General features: G+C 51.9%; 16 protein-coding genes. 5 read left to right on the top strand and 11 right to left on the bottom strand.

The genetic code is table 11. The features are described from left to right. The first annotated feature begins 118 nt into the window (after positions 1-118). On the top strand, positions 119-862 hold the full coding sequence (locus BUA93_RS09100; RefSeq protein ID WP_072978841.1) for an RDD family protein: 744 nt from the start codon (positions 119-121) through the stop codon (positions 860-862). Between the two features lie 12 nt (positions 863-874). On the opposite strand, the gene BUA93_RS09105 is transcribed toward BUA93_RS09100, so the two are convergent. Further along, positions 875-2,020, bottom strand: coding sequence for a glycosyltransferase (locus tag BUA93_RS09105; RefSeq protein ID WP_072978842.1), 1,146 nt, complete (start codon positions 2,018-2,020; stop codon positions 875-877). A 78-nt stretch (positions 2,021-2,098) separates the two neighbouring features. Between BUA93_RS09105 and BUA93_RS09110 the strand changes: the two genes are divergently transcribed. The 3 genes from BUA93_RS09110 to BUA93_RS09120 are packed head-to-tail and all read left to right on the top strand — an operon-like array spanning position 2,099 to position 5,398. Further along, positions 2,099-3,064: a glycosyltransferase gene (locus BUA93_RS09110; RefSeq protein WP_072978843.1), complete on the top strand. Its 966-nt coding sequence runs from the start codon at positions 2,099-2,101 to the stop codon at positions 3,062-3,064. Beyond that, positions 3,064-3,960, top strand: coding sequence for a glycosyltransferase family 2 protein (locus BUA93_RS09115; RefSeq protein WP_072978844.1), 897 nt, complete (start codon positions 3,064-3,066; stop codon positions 3,958-3,960). Before BUA93_RS09110 ends, BUA93_RS09115 begins: the two co-directional genes overlap by 1 nt. Next, positions 3,944-5,398, top strand: coding sequence for a hypothetical protein (locus BUA93_RS09120; RefSeq protein ID WP_072978845.1), 1,455 nt, complete (start codon positions 3,944-3,946; stop codon positions 5,396-5,398). Before BUA93_RS09115 ends, BUA93_RS09120 begins: the two co-directional genes overlap by 17 nt. Before the next feature lie 19 nt (positions 5,399-5,417). On the opposite strand, the gene BUA93_RS09125 is transcribed toward BUA93_RS09120, so the two are convergent. The 9 genes from BUA93_RS09125 to BUA93_RS09165 form a co-directional block, all read right to left on the bottom strand. Then, positions 5,418-5,846 (bottom strand): PTS sugar transporter subunit IIA, encoded by a 429-nt coding sequence (locus tag BUA93_RS09125; protein ID WP_072978846.1) that lies wholly within the window; start codon positions 5,844-5,846, stop codon positions 5,418-5,420. 12 nt (positions 5,847-5,858) lie between these two features. Continuing rightward, positions 5,859-6,869 (bottom strand): aminoglycoside phosphotransferase family protein, encoded by a 1,011-nt coding sequence (locus BUA93_RS09130; protein WP_254793920.1) that lies wholly within the window; start codon positions 6,867-6,869, stop codon positions 5,859-5,861. A gap of 18 nt (positions 6,870-6,887) precedes the next feature. Beyond that, positions 6,888-8,102, bottom strand: a complete 1,215-nt coding sequence (ribD, locus tag BUA93_RS09135; RefSeq protein WP_072978994.1) for a bifunctional diaminohydroxyphosphoribosylaminopyrimidine deaminase/5-amino-6-(5-phosphoribosylamino)uracil reductase RibD — start codon at positions 8,100-8,102, stop codon at positions 6,888-6,890. Positions 8,103-8,129: 27 nt separating this feature from the next. Then, positions 8,130-8,573 (bottom strand): rhodanese-like domain-containing protein, encoded by a 444-nt coding sequence (locus BUA93_RS09140; RefSeq protein WP_072978848.1) that lies wholly within the window; start codon positions 8,571-8,573, stop codon positions 8,130-8,132. Continuing rightward, positions 8,570-9,829 carry a nitrogen regulation protein NR(II) gene (locus BUA93_RS09145; protein ID WP_139257919.1) on the bottom strand — a complete coding sequence of 420 codons (1,260 nt, stop codon included), beginning with the start codon at positions 9,827-9,829 and terminating at the stop codon, positions 8,570-8,572. The genes BUA93_RS09140 and BUA93_RS09145 overlap by 4 nt, the downstream gene beginning before the upstream one ends. An 18-nt stretch (positions 9,830-9,847) precedes the next feature. Beyond that, positions 9,848-10,660, bottom strand: a complete 813-nt coding sequence (locus BUA93_RS09150) for a hypothetical protein (RefSeq protein ID WP_139257921.1) — start codon at positions 10,658-10,660, stop codon at positions 9,848-9,850. A 7-nt stretch (positions 10,661-10,667) separates the two neighbouring features. Further along, the gene (locus BUA93_RS09155) at positions 10,668-11,843 is read right to left on the bottom strand and encodes a lamin tail domain-containing protein (protein ID WP_254793921.1); all 1,176 of its coding nucleotides are present in this window, start codon (positions 11,841-11,843) and stop codon (positions 10,668-10,670) included. Between the two features lie 138 nt (positions 11,844-11,981). Then, positions 11,982-12,902 (bottom strand): M23 family metallopeptidase, encoded by a 921-nt coding sequence (locus tag BUA93_RS09160; protein WP_072978995.1) that lies wholly within the window; start codon positions 12,900-12,902, stop codon positions 11,982-11,984. A gap of 144 nt (positions 12,903-13,046) precedes the next feature. Further along, on the bottom strand, positions 13,047-13,808 hold the full coding sequence (locus tag BUA93_RS09165) for a Nif3-like dinuclear metal center hexameric protein (RefSeq protein WP_072978852.1): 762 nt from the start codon (positions 13,806-13,808) through the stop codon (positions 13,047-13,049). Between the two features lie 195 nt (positions 13,809-14,003). Here BUA93_RS09165 and metK point away from each other — a divergent pair, with 195 nt between their 5' ends. Then, complete coding sequence (gene metK, locus BUA93_RS09170; RefSeq protein WP_072978853.1) at positions 14,004-15,194, top strand: methionine adenosyltransferase; 1,191 nt, start codon at positions 14,004-14,006, stop codon at positions 15,192-15,194. A 160-nt stretch (positions 15,195-15,354) separates the two neighbouring features. Here metK and BUA93_RS09175 read toward each other — a convergent pair whose 3' ends face one another. Continuing rightward, positions 15,355-16,773, bottom strand: coding sequence for an MBOAT family O-acyltransferase (locus BUA93_RS09175; RefSeq protein ID WP_072978854.1), 1,419 nt, complete (start codon positions 16,771-16,773; stop codon positions 15,355-15,357). Between the last annotated feature and the right edge of the window lie 59 nt (positions 16,774-16,832).

The following is a 16,832-nucleotide window of genomic DNA, read 5'->3' on the forward strand; positions in this document are numbered from 1 at the left end:
TTTTTTTAATTAGTTGATAGATCTTAGTTGGTAGAACTAGAGAAAATCCAAGTTCCATACCACAAATTTGATGTTCTAAGTTCTAGGTTCTAAGTTCTAAGTTCTATATTTACCTCGTATGATATGGTACTACATAGATGAATCCGTGACAGACGGTGAACGACGCAAGGGTCCTTATAATATCGACGAAATCAGGGACTTTGTCAAAAACGGCACCATCAAGGAAGAAACTTTGGTGTGGCATTCGGGTATGGAATCCTGGACCCACTGGAAAGACACCGAAGAATCCAAGGAAGTTCCGCTTTCCGAAGAAGAACAAATCAAGGCCGCATTGGAAGCTATCATTGCCGAGCACAATAAAGGCAAGCACTATGCGGGATTCCTTATCCGCGGAATCGCCTACCTGGTCGACAACATCATCTTGAGCGCCATCGGTCTCCTGATTCTGATGACCATGAGCAAAACGCAGCTGATAGACCTGAACGCCATCGGCGAAGCCATGAACGCCTATGTCAACAACCCGACCTCTGACGAAGCCCTGATGAACGTGCTGAACTTCCCCGGAATGCATGTATTCCTCATTATTTGGGGCGTGCTTCAGGCGGCCTACTACGTCATCTTCACCGCAATCAAGGCTGCAACTCCCGGCAAGATGCTGGTGCATGTCCATGTAGAATCTGCGGCAGGCGAAAAAATCAGCTGGATAGAATCTGCCATCCGGTTTATCGCCAGCCTGTTTACCCAATGCACACTTGCATTCTACGGTCTAGGCTACCTTATCGTAATGATTGACCCCAAGCGTCGCGCCCTACACGATTTTGTCGCACACACCCGCGTGGTCTACAACAAGAAGAACAAGTAAGCGGTGGCACCGTTACAGGGTCTTGAAGAACTCGACAACCCTCTGCCGGAAAGCATCCATGGAACAGCGGTCCAACAAAGCGACCGCTTTTTCGTTATCCAGGACATTTTCTCCCGCAAGGACGCGGTCCAATACGCATGCAAAAGCCTCGGCATCTGTAGGCGGGTCTACCAACGGGCAGACTCCCTCGAGATTTTCTTTGACAGCCGAAGTCGACGCCCCGACAGCAGGTGTTCCGCAAGCGATAGCCTCGATAGGAGGAAGACCGAACCCTTCCAATAAAGACGGATAAACCATCAAGTCGGCATGGCGATAAAAATCGCGCAATTCCTCCGCATGGAACTCGCTGAAATGGTACACATTGTAGAGTTTCTTTTCATTCACGATGGCACGCAGGCGTTCCGAGAACTTGCCTACACGAACAAAGGCGACATGCGGCCTGAGACGTGCCATTTCGAAGAAAGTCTCGATATTCTTGCGCGGTTCGTCGAGGCTCACATTTAGGCACATACCATCAAAATTCTTGATACCGTACTTGCGGAGAAATTTTTTCTTTTCTTCGAAAGTCGGCCTAGATTCAGGCTTATTGAACAGGGCGCTATCAATGGGACAGCCGATGACGGAGCCCGGTTTTTGCGACATCTGCGGTCCAAAATAGCTAGAGGCTTCTTCGCGGGTCCAGCCCGAGTTATAGACAAAATAATCAGCCCTGACCGTCGGCCGGATATAGAACAAATTAAGCAGTCTAAATTTAAGAGAATTCGGATAAAGCGTTTCGGCAAAGGTGTCGTGAACAAACATCACAGTCTTGGCACATCCCTTGACCACGGGAACCAAGAAGCCCAATTCTGGACGGATAAAGAAAACGATTTCCGGTTGGATTTTCTTGACCAGTTTTTTTAGCGGTGAACGGAATCCGATGAAACCCGTATAAAGCGACTTTGCCCACACCTCATGAGAAACATAAGGATTCTCAAGCTTTGAAGCGTCAAGTTTTTTTCCATTATCCTTGTCGCCAAAGAACTTCGGAGTCTTGAGCCATAGCACATGGGGTTCGAACTCCCCCGCCACAGCCTTGACGAGGTTCATTGTCAGGCGTCCAAAACTGGTACATTCGTTCTTGTCACAGACAAACAGGATTTTTCGCTTCTCGGGCATAACGCAAATATAGAATTTAAAGTTTAAGATTCCCGATCACGGCAGCCTTCACCGACTTCGATTTACTATATTCGTAGCATGGTAAAAATCGGCATCGTTCTTGCAACCTATAACGGCGAAAAGTATCTTAGACAGATGCTCGATTCCCTATTGGCACAAACAAGGCCCGCCGACTTCATTGTCGCCGTGGATGACGGTTCTAAAGACAGTACTCCAGAAATCCTGAAAAGCTACCAGGATCGCCTGCCACTCCAGATATGCATTTCGCCCCAGAACATGGGACATCGCAGCGCCTTTTCGAAGTCGCTGGAACTCGCCCGCCCGCAACTGGGCGACGACGACCTGATTGCCCTTGCCGACCAGGACGATGTATGGCTTCCGCAGAAACTCGAAATTCTAGAAAAGGCCATCGAAACGAGTGACGGACTTTCGAAGAAGCCCGACCTGGTTTTCGGAGATGCACAAGTCATCGATGCCGAAGGAAAAATCATCGGAAATTCTTGGCGAGAGATGGACGGCATTCCCGAGCACCTGTCCCTCAGGGCACTTCTGACCGGATTTACCAATGTAACCGGCTGCATGACCCTCTTTAGGGCAAACCTCCTCGAAAAGATTTTACCCATTCCCGAGCAGGTTCCCGTCCATGACCAATGGATTACATTCTGCGCCTGCGCCCGTAACGGATATGTTTCTATTTCCGACCCGGTCATCCAATACAGGATTCACGGGCAAAACGCAATCGGTCTTGGACACTCGCACACTTGGACGGGCAATCTGAAGCTGAACCTGCAATGGGCTCGCATGATCACGGGAACACCCCTTTTCGGCGAACTTTCTGAAGACGACCAGAAATTTTTGAAACGCTACATCGGTTACATTCAAGACCGACTCGACAAGCCAATTATTCCGCAGTACACCGCCTGGGTCGCCCGAAATGCCCGTAGCCTTTACCCTCATGTTTCGGGGCTTTTCGGTCTTATTCCGAGAATCCTTTACGGCATTATCGGCGCTCCTATCATCACCAAGTTTTTCGGAAAGAAATAATGAATTCCGTCTGCGTTGTCCTAGTCAATTACAAGAACAAAGAAAAGACCGTAGACTGCCTACGCGCCCTCGAAAAGAGTTCTGTACAGCCAAGCTGCGTCTATATTATCGACAACGCCAGCACCGAAGAATCAAGGCAATACTTCTGGACCTTCACCTTCAAGTTCAAGGTCCGCTGGATTTGGAACGACGAAAACCGCGGTTTCGCGGCGGCCTGTAACCAAGGAATCTGTGCCGCACAAGGTGACTTTGCAGGAAGTTTTATCTGGTTGCTCAACAACGACACGCTGCCCGAAGCAGACGCGCTTGAAAAAATACTCAGCAAGGCCCTTGCAACGGGAGCAGGAATCACGGGTTCCCTTATCAAGAAGGCTAACGGAGAATTCTCGGGAGGCGTTTGCGTCATCCACCCGAAGTTTGCAACCGTGCAACGCGTCTCTTCGCCCGAAGCCACAAAATTCGACTACGTTGAAGGTTCCTCTTTCTTGATTTCGCCCGAGTGCCTGAAAAAGACGGGACTCCTGAGCGAAGACTATTTTCTGTATTTCGAGGAAAGCGATTACTGTATGCATGCAAAGAAAAACGGATTTTCTCTTGCATGGGCTACTGACAGTATTATCTGGCACGATATCGGATCTTCGACTGGCAGCGAAATTGCCAAGGGCGGAGTTCCCTACTTTATTGACTGCCTGATGATCCGCAACCGAATCCATTTCGGTTTCAGGAACGGTTTCTCTGCGGTGAGCCTGTTTGCAGGACTGCTGATCAGTCTCGGTCTACGATTCAAAAGACTGCAATTTTCTAGAATCGCCACCATTCTCGTCATCTGTCTATCCGAAAGGGCTTTTAAAAAGTTTATTGAAAAGAACGGGGGATCTTATGAAATTAGGCATTAAGAAGGTCATCGGTTTTACCTTGTTCTTCGGGGCAGCTCAACTCGCCTGCGCCACGGGTATGGACTGGCCCTCCCACATTTCTTTTGCTGATTCCACTCGCCACCACGAAATTGTTATCGGCGCGCAGTTGGTCGACTCACTTGCGATTACGAACCTGACGAACGCCCCGACGCACTACGACAATTCCGCCTCGGTCCGCCTTTTCTTGAACGGGCATTTTACCGAGCGATTCTTGTTCAACGCCCGCGTCAAGGTGAGTACCGACCACACCAACAGGGATATCGCCGACAATTTCTACCATCCCGACGAAGGCATACCCTACAACAAGCAGAGCGAAAACAAGCGCACATGGGACATTTTTGCCGCTAACGCCAGCTACGACTTGGATGCCGTCAAGTTGCTTGCAGGATTCGACTATCTGAGTATGGGCCCCGCCCGTCGCAACCATGTGATTCTTCGCGGTGAACAGAGCAATTACCGCCCGTGGCAGGATTCCACAAGTCGCATATTTGAACCGGCGCCGACACCGTATTTCGGCTACCGTTTCGAACTCGGTCCCATCGCCTACTCGCAGTACGCCATGAAACTGTTCGAGAAGAAGAACTTCGGCAAGTACATGCACGTACACCGCCTCGACCTTTCCCTCCCCTTCAATATCACCTTCGGGCTTTCGGAAACGGCGCTCTACGGAAGCACCACCGAAACGGAACCGAACCCGAACGAAGATGCGGACAGCTCCGGCCGTGAATTTGAATGGGCCTACGTGATTCCTTTTATCCCTTACGTGTTCCAGGAACACCTGCAAGGCGACCAGGACAACATTTCCCTAGCATTCGATCTGAGTGTCAAGACAATTCCCCATTGGGAATTCTACGGGGAACTCCTTTGGGACGACATGAAGTCCCCGACCTCGATGTTTGACGACAGCTGGTGGGGCAACAAGTGGGCCACCTCCGTTGGAATCGCCCGCGACAGTATCCGCCTCGGCAGCACGCTTTGGAACTGGTACATGGAATACACCCGCGTCGAACCCTGGGTTTACACGCACCACAAGGGCGGCGGATACACCTACCGCAGTTACGCCCAAAGTCTCGGAACCGATCTCGGGCCGAACAGCCAGGAAATCTACAGCGAAATTTCTGCCCAGTATAAGGTGGAAAGCGGACTTCTAAAGGACGCAATCCTTCTGGGGTCCGTTCATGCCAGCGCTGTCGCCAGGGACACCGCTTTCGGCGGAAACATCACCGACATGCATACGCCCGAAAGCGCCACAGACAAGAAGTTTCTCGCCGACAAAACCACACTCCATTATGTTGAAATCGGCGGAAAACTTGAATTCAAGCCGTTCGACTGGATGAGCATTCGTGCCGGATACGACCGCTACTTCGGAGATTACGAAGGATTCCGCGCCATGGTGGGCGGAAGTTTCCAGTATTAATACCGGAAAAAGCAGAAATTCATTCTTCAAATAATTTCAACAGATCTTCGGAAGTATTTGCGGCCAGCGCCTTTTCACGCCAAGCCGGATTCAATAGTTTATATGCAATTTTAGCAATAAACTGCGTATATGCCGTCGCCGATTCTGCCGGCGAAAGCAACAGACACATAAACCGAGGAACCTGCCCCGCCTTGACTTGGATATCCGTAAAGCCTTGCGGACAAACCACAAAAGCGAACAGAGGTTCCTTTAGGCCCGCCACACGGGTATGCGGCAACAGGAGACCTTCGCCCATATAAATACCCTGGGATACCCTTTCCGACAAGGACTTCCACACCGTCATGGCATCGAAAGCGACGGGACCATGCACCAGGGCATCGTAAGCGAGTCCCAATGCTTTCGGGAACGCAACCGATTCCGGGTAATTCTTTACATAAAACGGGGTCATGCGTTACAGTAACTAGACCAAAGCCTTGTCCATAAAGTCGAACACCTGCGGAGACGTAGCCTTCGCCATCTTCTTGAATTCATCGAAGACAATTCGCAGTTGGCGCTTGCCCGGCTCGATGAACTGTTCGAACTTTTCAATTTTTTTGACCCTGCTCAAGAAGCAGTAGGCGCCCATCGCCTGCATGACGCGTTGCAAACTCGCATGGATAAAGGCTTCCCAGGCGTCATCCTTGGAATAGGTTTTCGCCTCACGATAAGATATTCGCCAATACTCGAAGAAATCCTTTATTTCGGTCAGCGACAGTTCCACATAGGGATCCCACAGGAGGGAGGCGAGGTCGTAGAACATCGCACCGCGGCGTGCACCCTGGAAATCAACAAAGGCAATTTCGGAATTGGGCTTCACCATAATGTTCTGGCTCTGGAAATCACGGTGCATCAGCACCTTGTGCTGCGCCTCGACAGAAATAGCCAACAGGGAATAGAACTGGCGGACACATTCCGGAATTTCGGCAATACCCTTGTGAGCCTTGAGATAATTTTCAGTAAAGTAGTCCGTTTCCCACTTCAGCGCGTCGAAATCGAAACGGCGCAACCACAAATCGGAACGGGAGCTGAACAACGAACGGGAAACATCCTGCCACTTAATCAGAGAATCGATGACCTCCGGATAGAGGATTCGAACATTGCCCGTCTTCTTTTCGTGTCCCGGCGGCAAGATATTATCGAGCAAGTTATGTTCGCCCAAGTCTTCCTGCAGCACGGAACAGGAGGATTCATCGACGCAATAGATGCGCGGAACCGGTAGTCCAAAAGAACTGAAGGATTCGGAATAGTCAACAAAGCGTTTGAAGTCTTCGTCAACAGAGGCGGAGACCTGCAAGACGGAACTACGATTATCCGTTGCAACACGGTAATACTTGCGGCCCGAACCGGCACCGGCAATAGGGGTCACTTCATAATCGGCATAGCCGTGGGACGACAAAAACTGTTGAATAGCGGGCGAAACAACTTGATTCATATCATTCAATATAGCAAATTACGATTTTTCGTAAACAGTCAACACATCCGGTCCAATCATAAAGGATTCCCTCGCAACGACCCCATGGGGCAATTCAGGATAAGGAATTCCGGAAAGGCCCGAAGACTCCAGCGAACGATCGACAGCGGCATCGGAGGATTGCCACAGATCCAGACGATTCCACCCACCACATTCGAACAGGGCCGCCGCAAGGCGCGCCCCCGGTTCCACCATCAGGCGATGCATTCCCCGACAAGCAAGGTTCGCAAGCATCTCTTTCCAATTCTCGGCGAACGTTGCGTGAGGAAGCAGGATGACTTCAATTCCCTGAATATTCGGCTGTTCGACGCATGAAAACACGAGCCGGGAATCGGCGGACGCGTCGGTACAGTCAAAGAAACGGAGTCCGGCGATTTCGGGCGCAGAGAAAGTCCGATGCCCCGCCCAGAGGATTTTCACCGGATTGTTCCCGCGGGCAAAGCGCACGTCCAAGCCGGGATTATCCGCCAGAAGCGTTCCTGCACCTACGAGGACCGCATCGCTCATCGCGCGAAGTTCGTGATTCCAGCAGTTGGCCCCCTGAGCGGTAATTTTTAAAGGGGCGCGCGAGCCATCGGCAAGGAGAGTTCCTATGACTCCCTCCTGCGATACGGCAGACTTGATTTCGACGAAGGTCGCCTTGTTGCGAACAAAATAATCGTAGGCTTCGAAGAAACGTTCTATCTCGTGAAAAAGCATCCGACTCTCGGCACGGGATTCGGCTCGGGACGCAGCAGGATCCACCGGTCCCGAAAGGACCTTGCAGCCTTCGTCACCGCAAACATCGTCCCACGATTCCTCCGCTACAGCCTTCTCGCAAGCTTCAAGCCCCTCAAAGACCTTGATACCGGCCTCTTCGAGAATCTTGCGGCTCTTGCCACGAACGAGCGGATTCGGATCCGCATGAGCAAAGTAGACTTCCGCAATTCCGGCTTCGATAATCGCCTTGGTGCAGGGGGGCGTGCGGCCATAATGGCAGCAGGGTTCAAGCGTCACGAAAATGGCCGCGCCGCGGGCGTTCTCGCCCGCGTCACGCAGCGCCATCACTTCGGCATGCGCGTTTCCCGGGCGCTGCGTCCGCCCCTTCCCGACGACAATCCCGTCCTTCACAACCACCGCACCCACCGCAGGGTTCGGCCGACTAATCCCTACCGCCAGGAGGGATTCATCAAAAGCTAGTTGCAAAAAGTTCATTCGCTTTCCGAAAAAGGCCATTTCGGTTTATTTTTTCGGGAAAGCAAGATAACCGCCAAGCACGTTATACACGCGATCGTAACCCTGTTCCATCAGGATTCGAGTGGCGGCTTCGCTACGACGGCCAGAACGGCAGTAAATCAGCAAGTCCTTGTCCTTGGGAAGTTCTCCCACACGTTGCTTGAGTTCAGGAAGCGGAATGTTCACCGCATTCGGCGCATAGCCCTCGTTCAATTCAGGAGGATTGCGTACATCCACAAAGACCGCTCCGGCAGCATTCATTTCAAGCGCCTTGTTCCAATCAATGGACTTGATGGCATTCTGTTCAGCAACCTGCTGTGTGGCAGAAACGGTCTGGTTCACAACCGCCGGCGCAGCCGTTTTAACATCGGCAGCCTTTTCAGACTTGTTCTCTTCGCAACCTGCCATCATAAACAGTGCAGAAACAGCAATCAGCATCAACCTTTTCATAGTATCTCCGTATTATTTGTACTTGCTTTTTTAAAATCATTCTCATCCAACTGCATGTACACCCCAAGCACAGAATGGGTGTAACCGTCAGAACGCTTGATAGGAACCGCATTAAACCACAGCAAGCGCTTTTCCACCCCGAACGGGCCTTTCCACGCCTTGGAAAGCCCTCGTTCAAAAACATCAGAAAGGATGCCGTGGAACATCGAGAAATACTTGGGTCGCACCACTTCCAAAAGGCGCTTGCCTTCCACTTCTTTCGGGAACGACATACCAAACGCCAGCGAGAAAGCCTGGTTGCAGCCACACACCTTGTAATCGCGGTCAATCCAGAACACTCGCACGTCCGGGAACGAGAACACGGAAAACAGCATATTCTCGTTCACGACATCATCGGCCGTTATCGGATTTTCCAGCAACATGTCCAGACGGCGAGCCGCCCCCTTGAAAACGATTTTTGCATTTTCTTCGGAACAGAGCCTTCCCGAAAAGGCAAACCTAGTCAGCTTGCCATTTTCGCCGTACAGGCGCAAACGGACGCCCCGGTTTTCACTAATATCGTGACCAGCCGCTCTAAAATCAACAATACGCTTGTTCAGGTGCTTTTCAAAAAAAGCATAATCTTCTTCCGGCATCAACAACCGAAGGTCCTGCACGCCCATGGACCTAGGAATGACACGGCCTTCGTCATCGACCAACGGCGTAATAAAGGAAAAACGGCGGGAATCAATATCCAAGGACCACAGGAAATCCCCGGTACAGCGCAGGAACATATCGATGTTGTCCTTCAGCTGGTCTCGCTGACGGCTCGTTTCAATTTCAATGGTGACATTCTTGAGAAAAAGCACCATATTCACGTCGCTACCTCGCTTATGCATATAGGCGCGTAGCTCGTACCAGTTTTTTCTTGATTCTTCGCCAAACGAAAAAACAAAAGGAATATCCGGATGCGCATCCCACCCGCGGACATATTCCTGAAGTCTCAAATAATCACTTTCCGAAAGAATCGGCTTAAAATAGTGTTTCTGGAGAATCTGTTCATAAAGGGGATCCGACACATACTTGGGGGTCGCATCGAGCAACCGCCCATCCTTGGACATCGTTATCAGGAAATCGCCCAAATACCCCGAAAAAACGGTATAGGCCTTTTGCTTTTCCTGGTTTTCCTTGAGCAACATAGCCACAAGAAGCAATGCCACCAGCAACAGGAGGAGCAAAAAGAGAAATGCGACAACGATGCTAAAGGATACCTGCATAACAAATCCAATCCTCATCTACAATATAGTCTTTTTGCGAATTTGTTTCGAGAACGAAAACCCGAACCAGTCCCAATTTGACGATTTCACTCCATACGCCCCTTCCGCAAACATACCTCCCAACCCAAACGAGAGCGACAGGGCCATCCCAAATTCCGGGAAACGGTACGACGAGCGAACTTCAAGAAACTCGAACCGCACGGAACAACCCACATCAAATGAGGTTCCATCCCATTCCACAAAACCGGCAAACCGCCCATTGACATCAACCCCCGAACCCAAGTAATAATCCCGTTCGGACCAAGGAGCATCGGTCCAGCCCGAAAGCATCGCCGATAACGAAAGGACTTTCCAAAGCAAGGCGACCCCCGACTTATAGCGGTGTCGCCCCCAATGATCCAGCCCAGGGGCCCATTCGGCAGAAAAACCATAACCAGCCCCCACGGCAAACCACGTCCCTGATACAGAAAAATCCAATTCCGTATAGACTCGCCGATAAATCGAATCCAACTCGAGAAAGGAACTTGAAAAGGCGACGCGCCCGGCCATACTGCGAGAAGTTTCTAGATTCACCAACTTGCAACCAAGACAGATTTCCGCAGCGACCCCCGCCGCCTGCATTCCGACTTCCCCAAGACGCACATACGAGAGCCCAAAACCAGGCATTCCCTGTCGCGCAGGTGTCGAAGAATATCCCGGCAGTCCAAACAGGGCTAGATTTCCTCCCGGATTTTGAACAAACTCCGCAGGATAGTCCATCGAGTACACTCGGGATATCCAAAGGAATAAAAGCACCCCCACAAATTGACGAAAAGCAACAAAGTTCATCATAGGCACCCTACGGTCTCAGCAAGATGCCGATTCGTTTTTCGAACTTGCCCACAGAAAGTTCCACGTAAGCCACCCCCACCTTCGGAAGACTATCCAGCGGGATCACCCACCAAGCATTGGAACGAGCAGGAAGGAGGCGTCCCCATTCCGAACGCCCCGACGAATCCAGCAGACGGACCTGAACCGAAGCGTCACTTTCGACATAGACCCGCAAAGGCGCACCCCCGCGCCGAACCACGCGCGAAGACAGTTTCCATTCGAACGGGAAATCGGAGGAGGGCTCCTTTGAAGACTTCGCTACTCCCTGGAAGCCCGGCGTATTTTCACTCCGGAGAGTCTGCGGGTTAAAGCCCGAGGGACACTTGACCGTATTCTTGTCCCACGACACACTATCGACAACCGTTTCGTCCGCGCAAATCGCGATAGAACCCGCTGTGTTATTGAGATAGCCCAACGCCACCTGAACGAGGCGCACATCACGAAAACCGATGAACTCGCGCAGCATGAAAGTATCCCTACTCAAAAGGAACGATTCGTAAGGTGCCAAGGAATCGCGCAAGGAGCCCCACACCCCGCCACGGCCACAAAAGTGGAATTTTGACAAAGGCTGAGGTGCCACCCCCGCATTGTAGATTTCCACCCACTCCGGCTCCGGTTCCGCCGGACAGTGGTGGACTTCGGTGATGCGAAGAGGCGCAATCGGAGCTGACGAATCGCTTTCGGGATCCACTCCGTACTCATTATATTCATCCGGAACCCCCGGAGTCGGCTCGGATACGACCCATTCATCCGTTTCCTTGACCCGCTGCAACGACTTGCCGGGTTTCGGCTTGGGAACGACCACCGAATCCCGACAAGAACCCGCCTCAAGAAGCCAGGACGATTCGCGAGAATTAGGGAGCGAAACCGATCCCAACAGCCCGCAAGCAACCCCCGTCCCAGAACAAGAGGCGCTGTCGTGAACCAGCAACAGGCGGTTTCCTTGAGGAAATTCAAGACGAAACGGTTCCTTACCCTCAAACTTCACTAGCAGGCTCTCGGGCCGGTACACAATATCTTCCGAAGGAGCCGACAGGCGAATCTCGACGAATTCCCCCTGCTGATCCGGGACATCGACCGGATCGGAATAGAATTCCACGAACTGCGGACAGGCGTATGCCGGAGTCCCACACTCTGCCAGCACAATCCCGACAAAATAGAGGCAGTATCCAAGATACCGCTCCAAAACAATTTTTAGCAAAATCACCCCCTAGGGGTGGAACTATCCTTAGCCGGTCAAGCCGACGCCATTTTTTCGGATAGGGGCGTTACCCTAACACCATCAGTCGACGGTATAGCCGTTGGGCAACATGTAAGCAAGCGGGTTAACCGGGGCGTTATGCACCCAAACCTCGTAATGGAGGTGCGGGCCCACGGAGCGGCCGGTATTTCCCATATAACCAATCACCTGGTAGCGGTGAACAAACTGGCCCGGATGCACGATCGACAGTTGCATGTGACCGTAGCGAGTCTTGATGCTGTTTCCGTGGTCAATCGTCACGAAGTTACCGAAGGTCGAACTCATCTGGGCGACTTCCACCACACCATCGGCAGAGGCGTAAATCGGAGTCCAGCGTTCATTCGCGATATCCACACCCTGGTGCATCTTGCCGACTTCACCCGTGATCGGATGGACTCGGGGACCAAAAGCAGAAGCGTAGCGGCCATTTGTCGGAGAAATCGACGGCACGAATCGCCAGGCAGACATCTTCTGGTCCATATATTTGTTCAGGTTGCGGAAAGAAGCGTCGTTATTCGCAAGCTTGCCCTGAATGCGCTGGGCTGTCTCGCCGAGAATTGACATCCGTTCGAAAACCGGAGACGTCTTGCGGAGCAAGAGCGAATCGGCACTGATGGAACCGCCCGTTCCCAATTCCCTGGAAGCCTCGTCCTGCATCGGCAGACTGAATCGGGCATAGAGGCGGTTTTCGTCGTTAAAGAAGGAATTTGTCGTATTGGACAGGTAATCGAGGGTTCCCTGAATCTGGGTCATTTCGCGATCCAGCTTGGCGCGTTCGTTCAGCTGGTGATTCAGGACTCCGTCGTAGATAGTCGTGGAGACCATCTGCACAATAAACAGCAAGACACCAATCGCCACGAAGAAGCGGAGCACCGGCCATGCCTTGAAGAGGATCGCCGGCATGTGCAGCGTCACGGACTTCGAGGAATTCTGGAAGTGTATGGTTGTCTTGTAAAAATTCACGGCGGAAAAGATAGTAAAAGACCTCCAAAAAGCCAAACAAAAAACGTGATAATCATCAACCACGTCCCGAGACGATACAAAAAGCGCCGTTTTCGAGCAAAAAACGGCATTTTGTCAAAATCAATGCAAGAAAAAAGTAAGTTTTTATACAGGATTGTCGATATCGACAAACTTGGCCGGAATACCTAGTTCGGCCTGGATTTTATGAGCCAGATTGAGCACCCCGAAAATCTCGGTACGATGGTGCCCGCAACTGACAAGATTGAATCCCAGTTCTTCGCAAGTAATCGGAACCGCCTCCTTGATTTCCCCAGTCACAAAAGCATCGCACCCGAGAGAAATCGCTTCCTGGATTCCGCTCGCTCCCGAACCGCTACAGACGGCAACCTTGCGGATAATCCCGTTCCCGTAGAAAAGCGACTGCTGCACGCCGTGTTCGAATACCCCGTTCAGGCATGTCAGCAAAGCCTCGCGCGAAACCTTCGTCGGAAACTGCCCCACCACACCGATCGTGCGTTCCCCCTCCTGCATAAACCCTTCGATTTTTTCCAGCCCCATTGCGCGGGCAATCGACACGTTGTTTCCCACTTCCATGTGGCCGTCGAGCGGAAGGTGGTAGCCGTACAGAGAGATGCCGTTCTGCATCAGTCGGCGCATACGCTCGCCGAATTTCCCGACCAAGACACGATTTTCGCCATTCCAGAAACCGTTCGGATGGTGTACTATAATACAGTCGGCCTGTTCCTCGATAGCCGCATCGATCAGACGGTCACGGAAAGAAACTCCCGTCACGATTCGGGTCACCTTGTCGGACGCCTCTACGCAGAGGCCATTATTGCAATAATCCTTAAATGCCTGCGGGACTAGCAGGTCGTTCAGCCAAGTGGAAAAATCAGACAATTTCATAGGACGGAAAATAGTAAAAAAGCCCATTTTAAAAGACAGGCCGCAGAAAAAGGCTGTTCTCTTTTTTGGAGTTGCCAATCTTTATGCGTTTTTGTAGATTTATGCATAGAAAAATCTCAAACCCGTTTTTTCAGCGCTTGGGAATGCTCAAAAATGCGACATTCTTTTTGGTGCTGGAAACATCAAGGAGCCTACATGGCACATTATCTCTTTACTTCTGAATCCGTGTCCAAGGGACACCCGGACAAAGTCTGCGACCAGATTTCGGACGCAATCCTCGACGCATGCCTTGCGCAGGACCCGAACAGCCGCGTCGCTTGCGAAACGCTCGTGAACACGGGCCTCGTCGTGATTTCCGGCGAAATCACCACCAAGGCAGTCATCGACTACCAGCAGATTGCCCGCAAGACCATCAAGGGCATCGGTTACGTGAATCCGGAACTCGCCTTCGACTACAAGGGCTGCTCCGTGCTCGTCGCTATGGACAAGCAGTCTCCGGACATTGCCCAGGGCGTGGACGCCAAGGCCGCCGACGGTAAGGAAGACGACAAGCAGGGTGCCGGTGACCAGGGCATGATGTTCGGCTACGCCGTGAAGGAAACCAAGGAACTGATGCCGCTCCCAATCAGCCTCGCCCACAAGCTCATGGAAGAAATCCAGAACCTCCGCGAAAAGGGCAAGATCAAGTGGCTCCGCCCGGACGCCAAGTCCCAGGTGACGGTCGAATACGACGAAAACGACAAGCCGGTTCGCGTGGACACGGTCGTGATTTCTACCCAGCACGACGAATTCGTGAACGGCAAGGAACTCAAGCATTCGACCATCGAAAAGGAAATCATCGAAAAGCTCATCAAGAAGGTGATTCCGGCCAAGTTGCTCGACAAGAAGACCCGTTACCTCGTGAACCCCACCGGCAAGTTCGTGGTCGGCGGTCCGCACGGTGACTGCGGCCTCACCGGTCGTAAGATTATCGTCGACACCTACGGCGGCATGGGCCGCCACGGTGGTGGCGCCTTCAGCGGCAAGGACCCGAGTAAGGTGGACCGTAGCGCCGCCTACGCCGCTCGCTACGTGGCAAAGAACATCGTCGCCGCAGACCTCGCCTACCGTTGCGAAGTGCAGCTCGCCTACGCCATCGGTTATTCCAAGCCGGTTTCCGTACTCGTGAACACCTTCGGCACGGGCAAGATCAGCGACCGCGAAATCGAAGCAATCGTTTCCAAGACCTTCGACCTTTCTCCGGCCGGCATCGTGAAGATGCTCGACCTGAAGAAGCCGGGCTACCAGTCCACTGCCGCGCTTGGCCACTTCGGCCGCACCGGCGCACGCTTCACCTGGGAAAAGACCGACAAGGCTGCTACACTCAAGAAATTGGCCAAGGTCTAAAGACCGCTAAAGCGCGAAAAAAAATTCAATTATCCAAACACCTCTGGATATTGCAAGGCTCCCGAAATTTTTTCGGGAGCTTTTTTTAGATCCTTCGACTCCACCCTACGGGTTCCGCTCAGGATGACACCCTGCATTTCTAATTGAATTATCGCGACCTCTAGAACTGGAAATACAGGAACGGGTTGTAGCTCTGCGTAAAGAGCGCAAGCACGGCCACCACAAAAATCAGGAGCGCCACCGCCACTCGCTGCGGAGACACCTTGTCACACCAGTCGTAGCTGCGGAACTTCCAGAACGAAAGCATAAAGGCGAGCGCCATGAAGAACTGGCAACTCGGCGTGAAGATTTCGGCAGAAAGAATGGCATCGGCGGCACTCACCGCATTCAAGCCTAGCAAGCATTTCCACATACGCCAAGCTTCACCGATAGTATCGGCGCGGAAAAGTACCCAGCCGAATAGCACAATAATCTGTGTCGCCGCAAGCTGCACGATCTTGGGCAACTTGTAGTAAAGCGCCTGCTTGTTGTTCGCGCGTTCTACAATCATGAAAAACGCGTGGTACAGTCCCCAGCAAACAAAAGTCCAGTTAGCGCCGTGCCACACACCACTCACGAACATCACCAAGAACAAGTTGAAATACAGGCGGGCCGTTCCGACACGATTGCCTCCCATCGGAATGTACAGATAATCGCGGAACCAACTCGTGAGTGAAATATGCCAGCGCTTCCAGAATTCGGTAATACTCTTGGAACGGTACGGGCCGTCGAAGTTGCGCGGGAAATGGAACCCGAGCATAAGCCCAAGGCCAATCGCCATATTCGAATACGCCGAGAAATCAAAATAAATCTGGAACATGTACGCGAGGGAACCCCACCAACTATTGAGCACGCCGGGCGCATCTGCCGCAAACACGCGGTCAGCAATGATGCCCACTTGGTTTGCAAGGAATATCTTTTCGGCAAAGCCAAAACAGAAAAACGATATGCCGCGCACAAAGTTTTCGAGCGTATGCGTACGGGTCGCCAGTTCTTCGGCCACGGTATTGTAACGGACAATCGGACCTGCCACCAACTGCGGAAACAAGGCCACGTAGCAGGCAAAAGTCGCAAAGTCCTTTACCGGAGGCGCAGTCCCACGCCACACGTCAATCGCATAACTCATCGACTGGAACGAATAGAACGAAATACCTACCGGCAAAAGCACCGTCATTACCGAGAACGGCTCACAACCGAGCTTGGTCGCCACATCGTTAATGATCCCCATGCCAAACATGTAATACTTGAAATAAGCTAGCGCACCGAGGTTTACCGCGACCGCAACTCCAAGTGCCAGATTCCGTTGCAGCTTCGAGGCTCCCGGCGCCGAAATAAAGCGCCCCGCCACATACACCACCAAGGTGCAGCCAAACATCAGGAACACAAGCCACGGTTCAAGCCACCCATAAAAGATATAGCTGAAGACCGTGATGAAAAAGTTCAGCAGCGAATGCTTCGCGTGCAGCTTGTACAACACGAAATAGCCAACAAGGAACGTCGGCAAGAAATAGAACAGGAAAATCTGGGAAGAGAAAACCATAAGAAATTCAGAGTTCCGAGTTCAGATTTCGGAATTGTTTTTCAACGCAAAAACTCTGA

This window comes from Fibrobacter sp. UWH4 (assembly GCF_900142475.1).
Taxonomy (GTDB): Bacteria; Fibrobacterota; Fibrobacteria; order Fibrobacterales; family Fibrobacteraceae; genus Fibrobacter.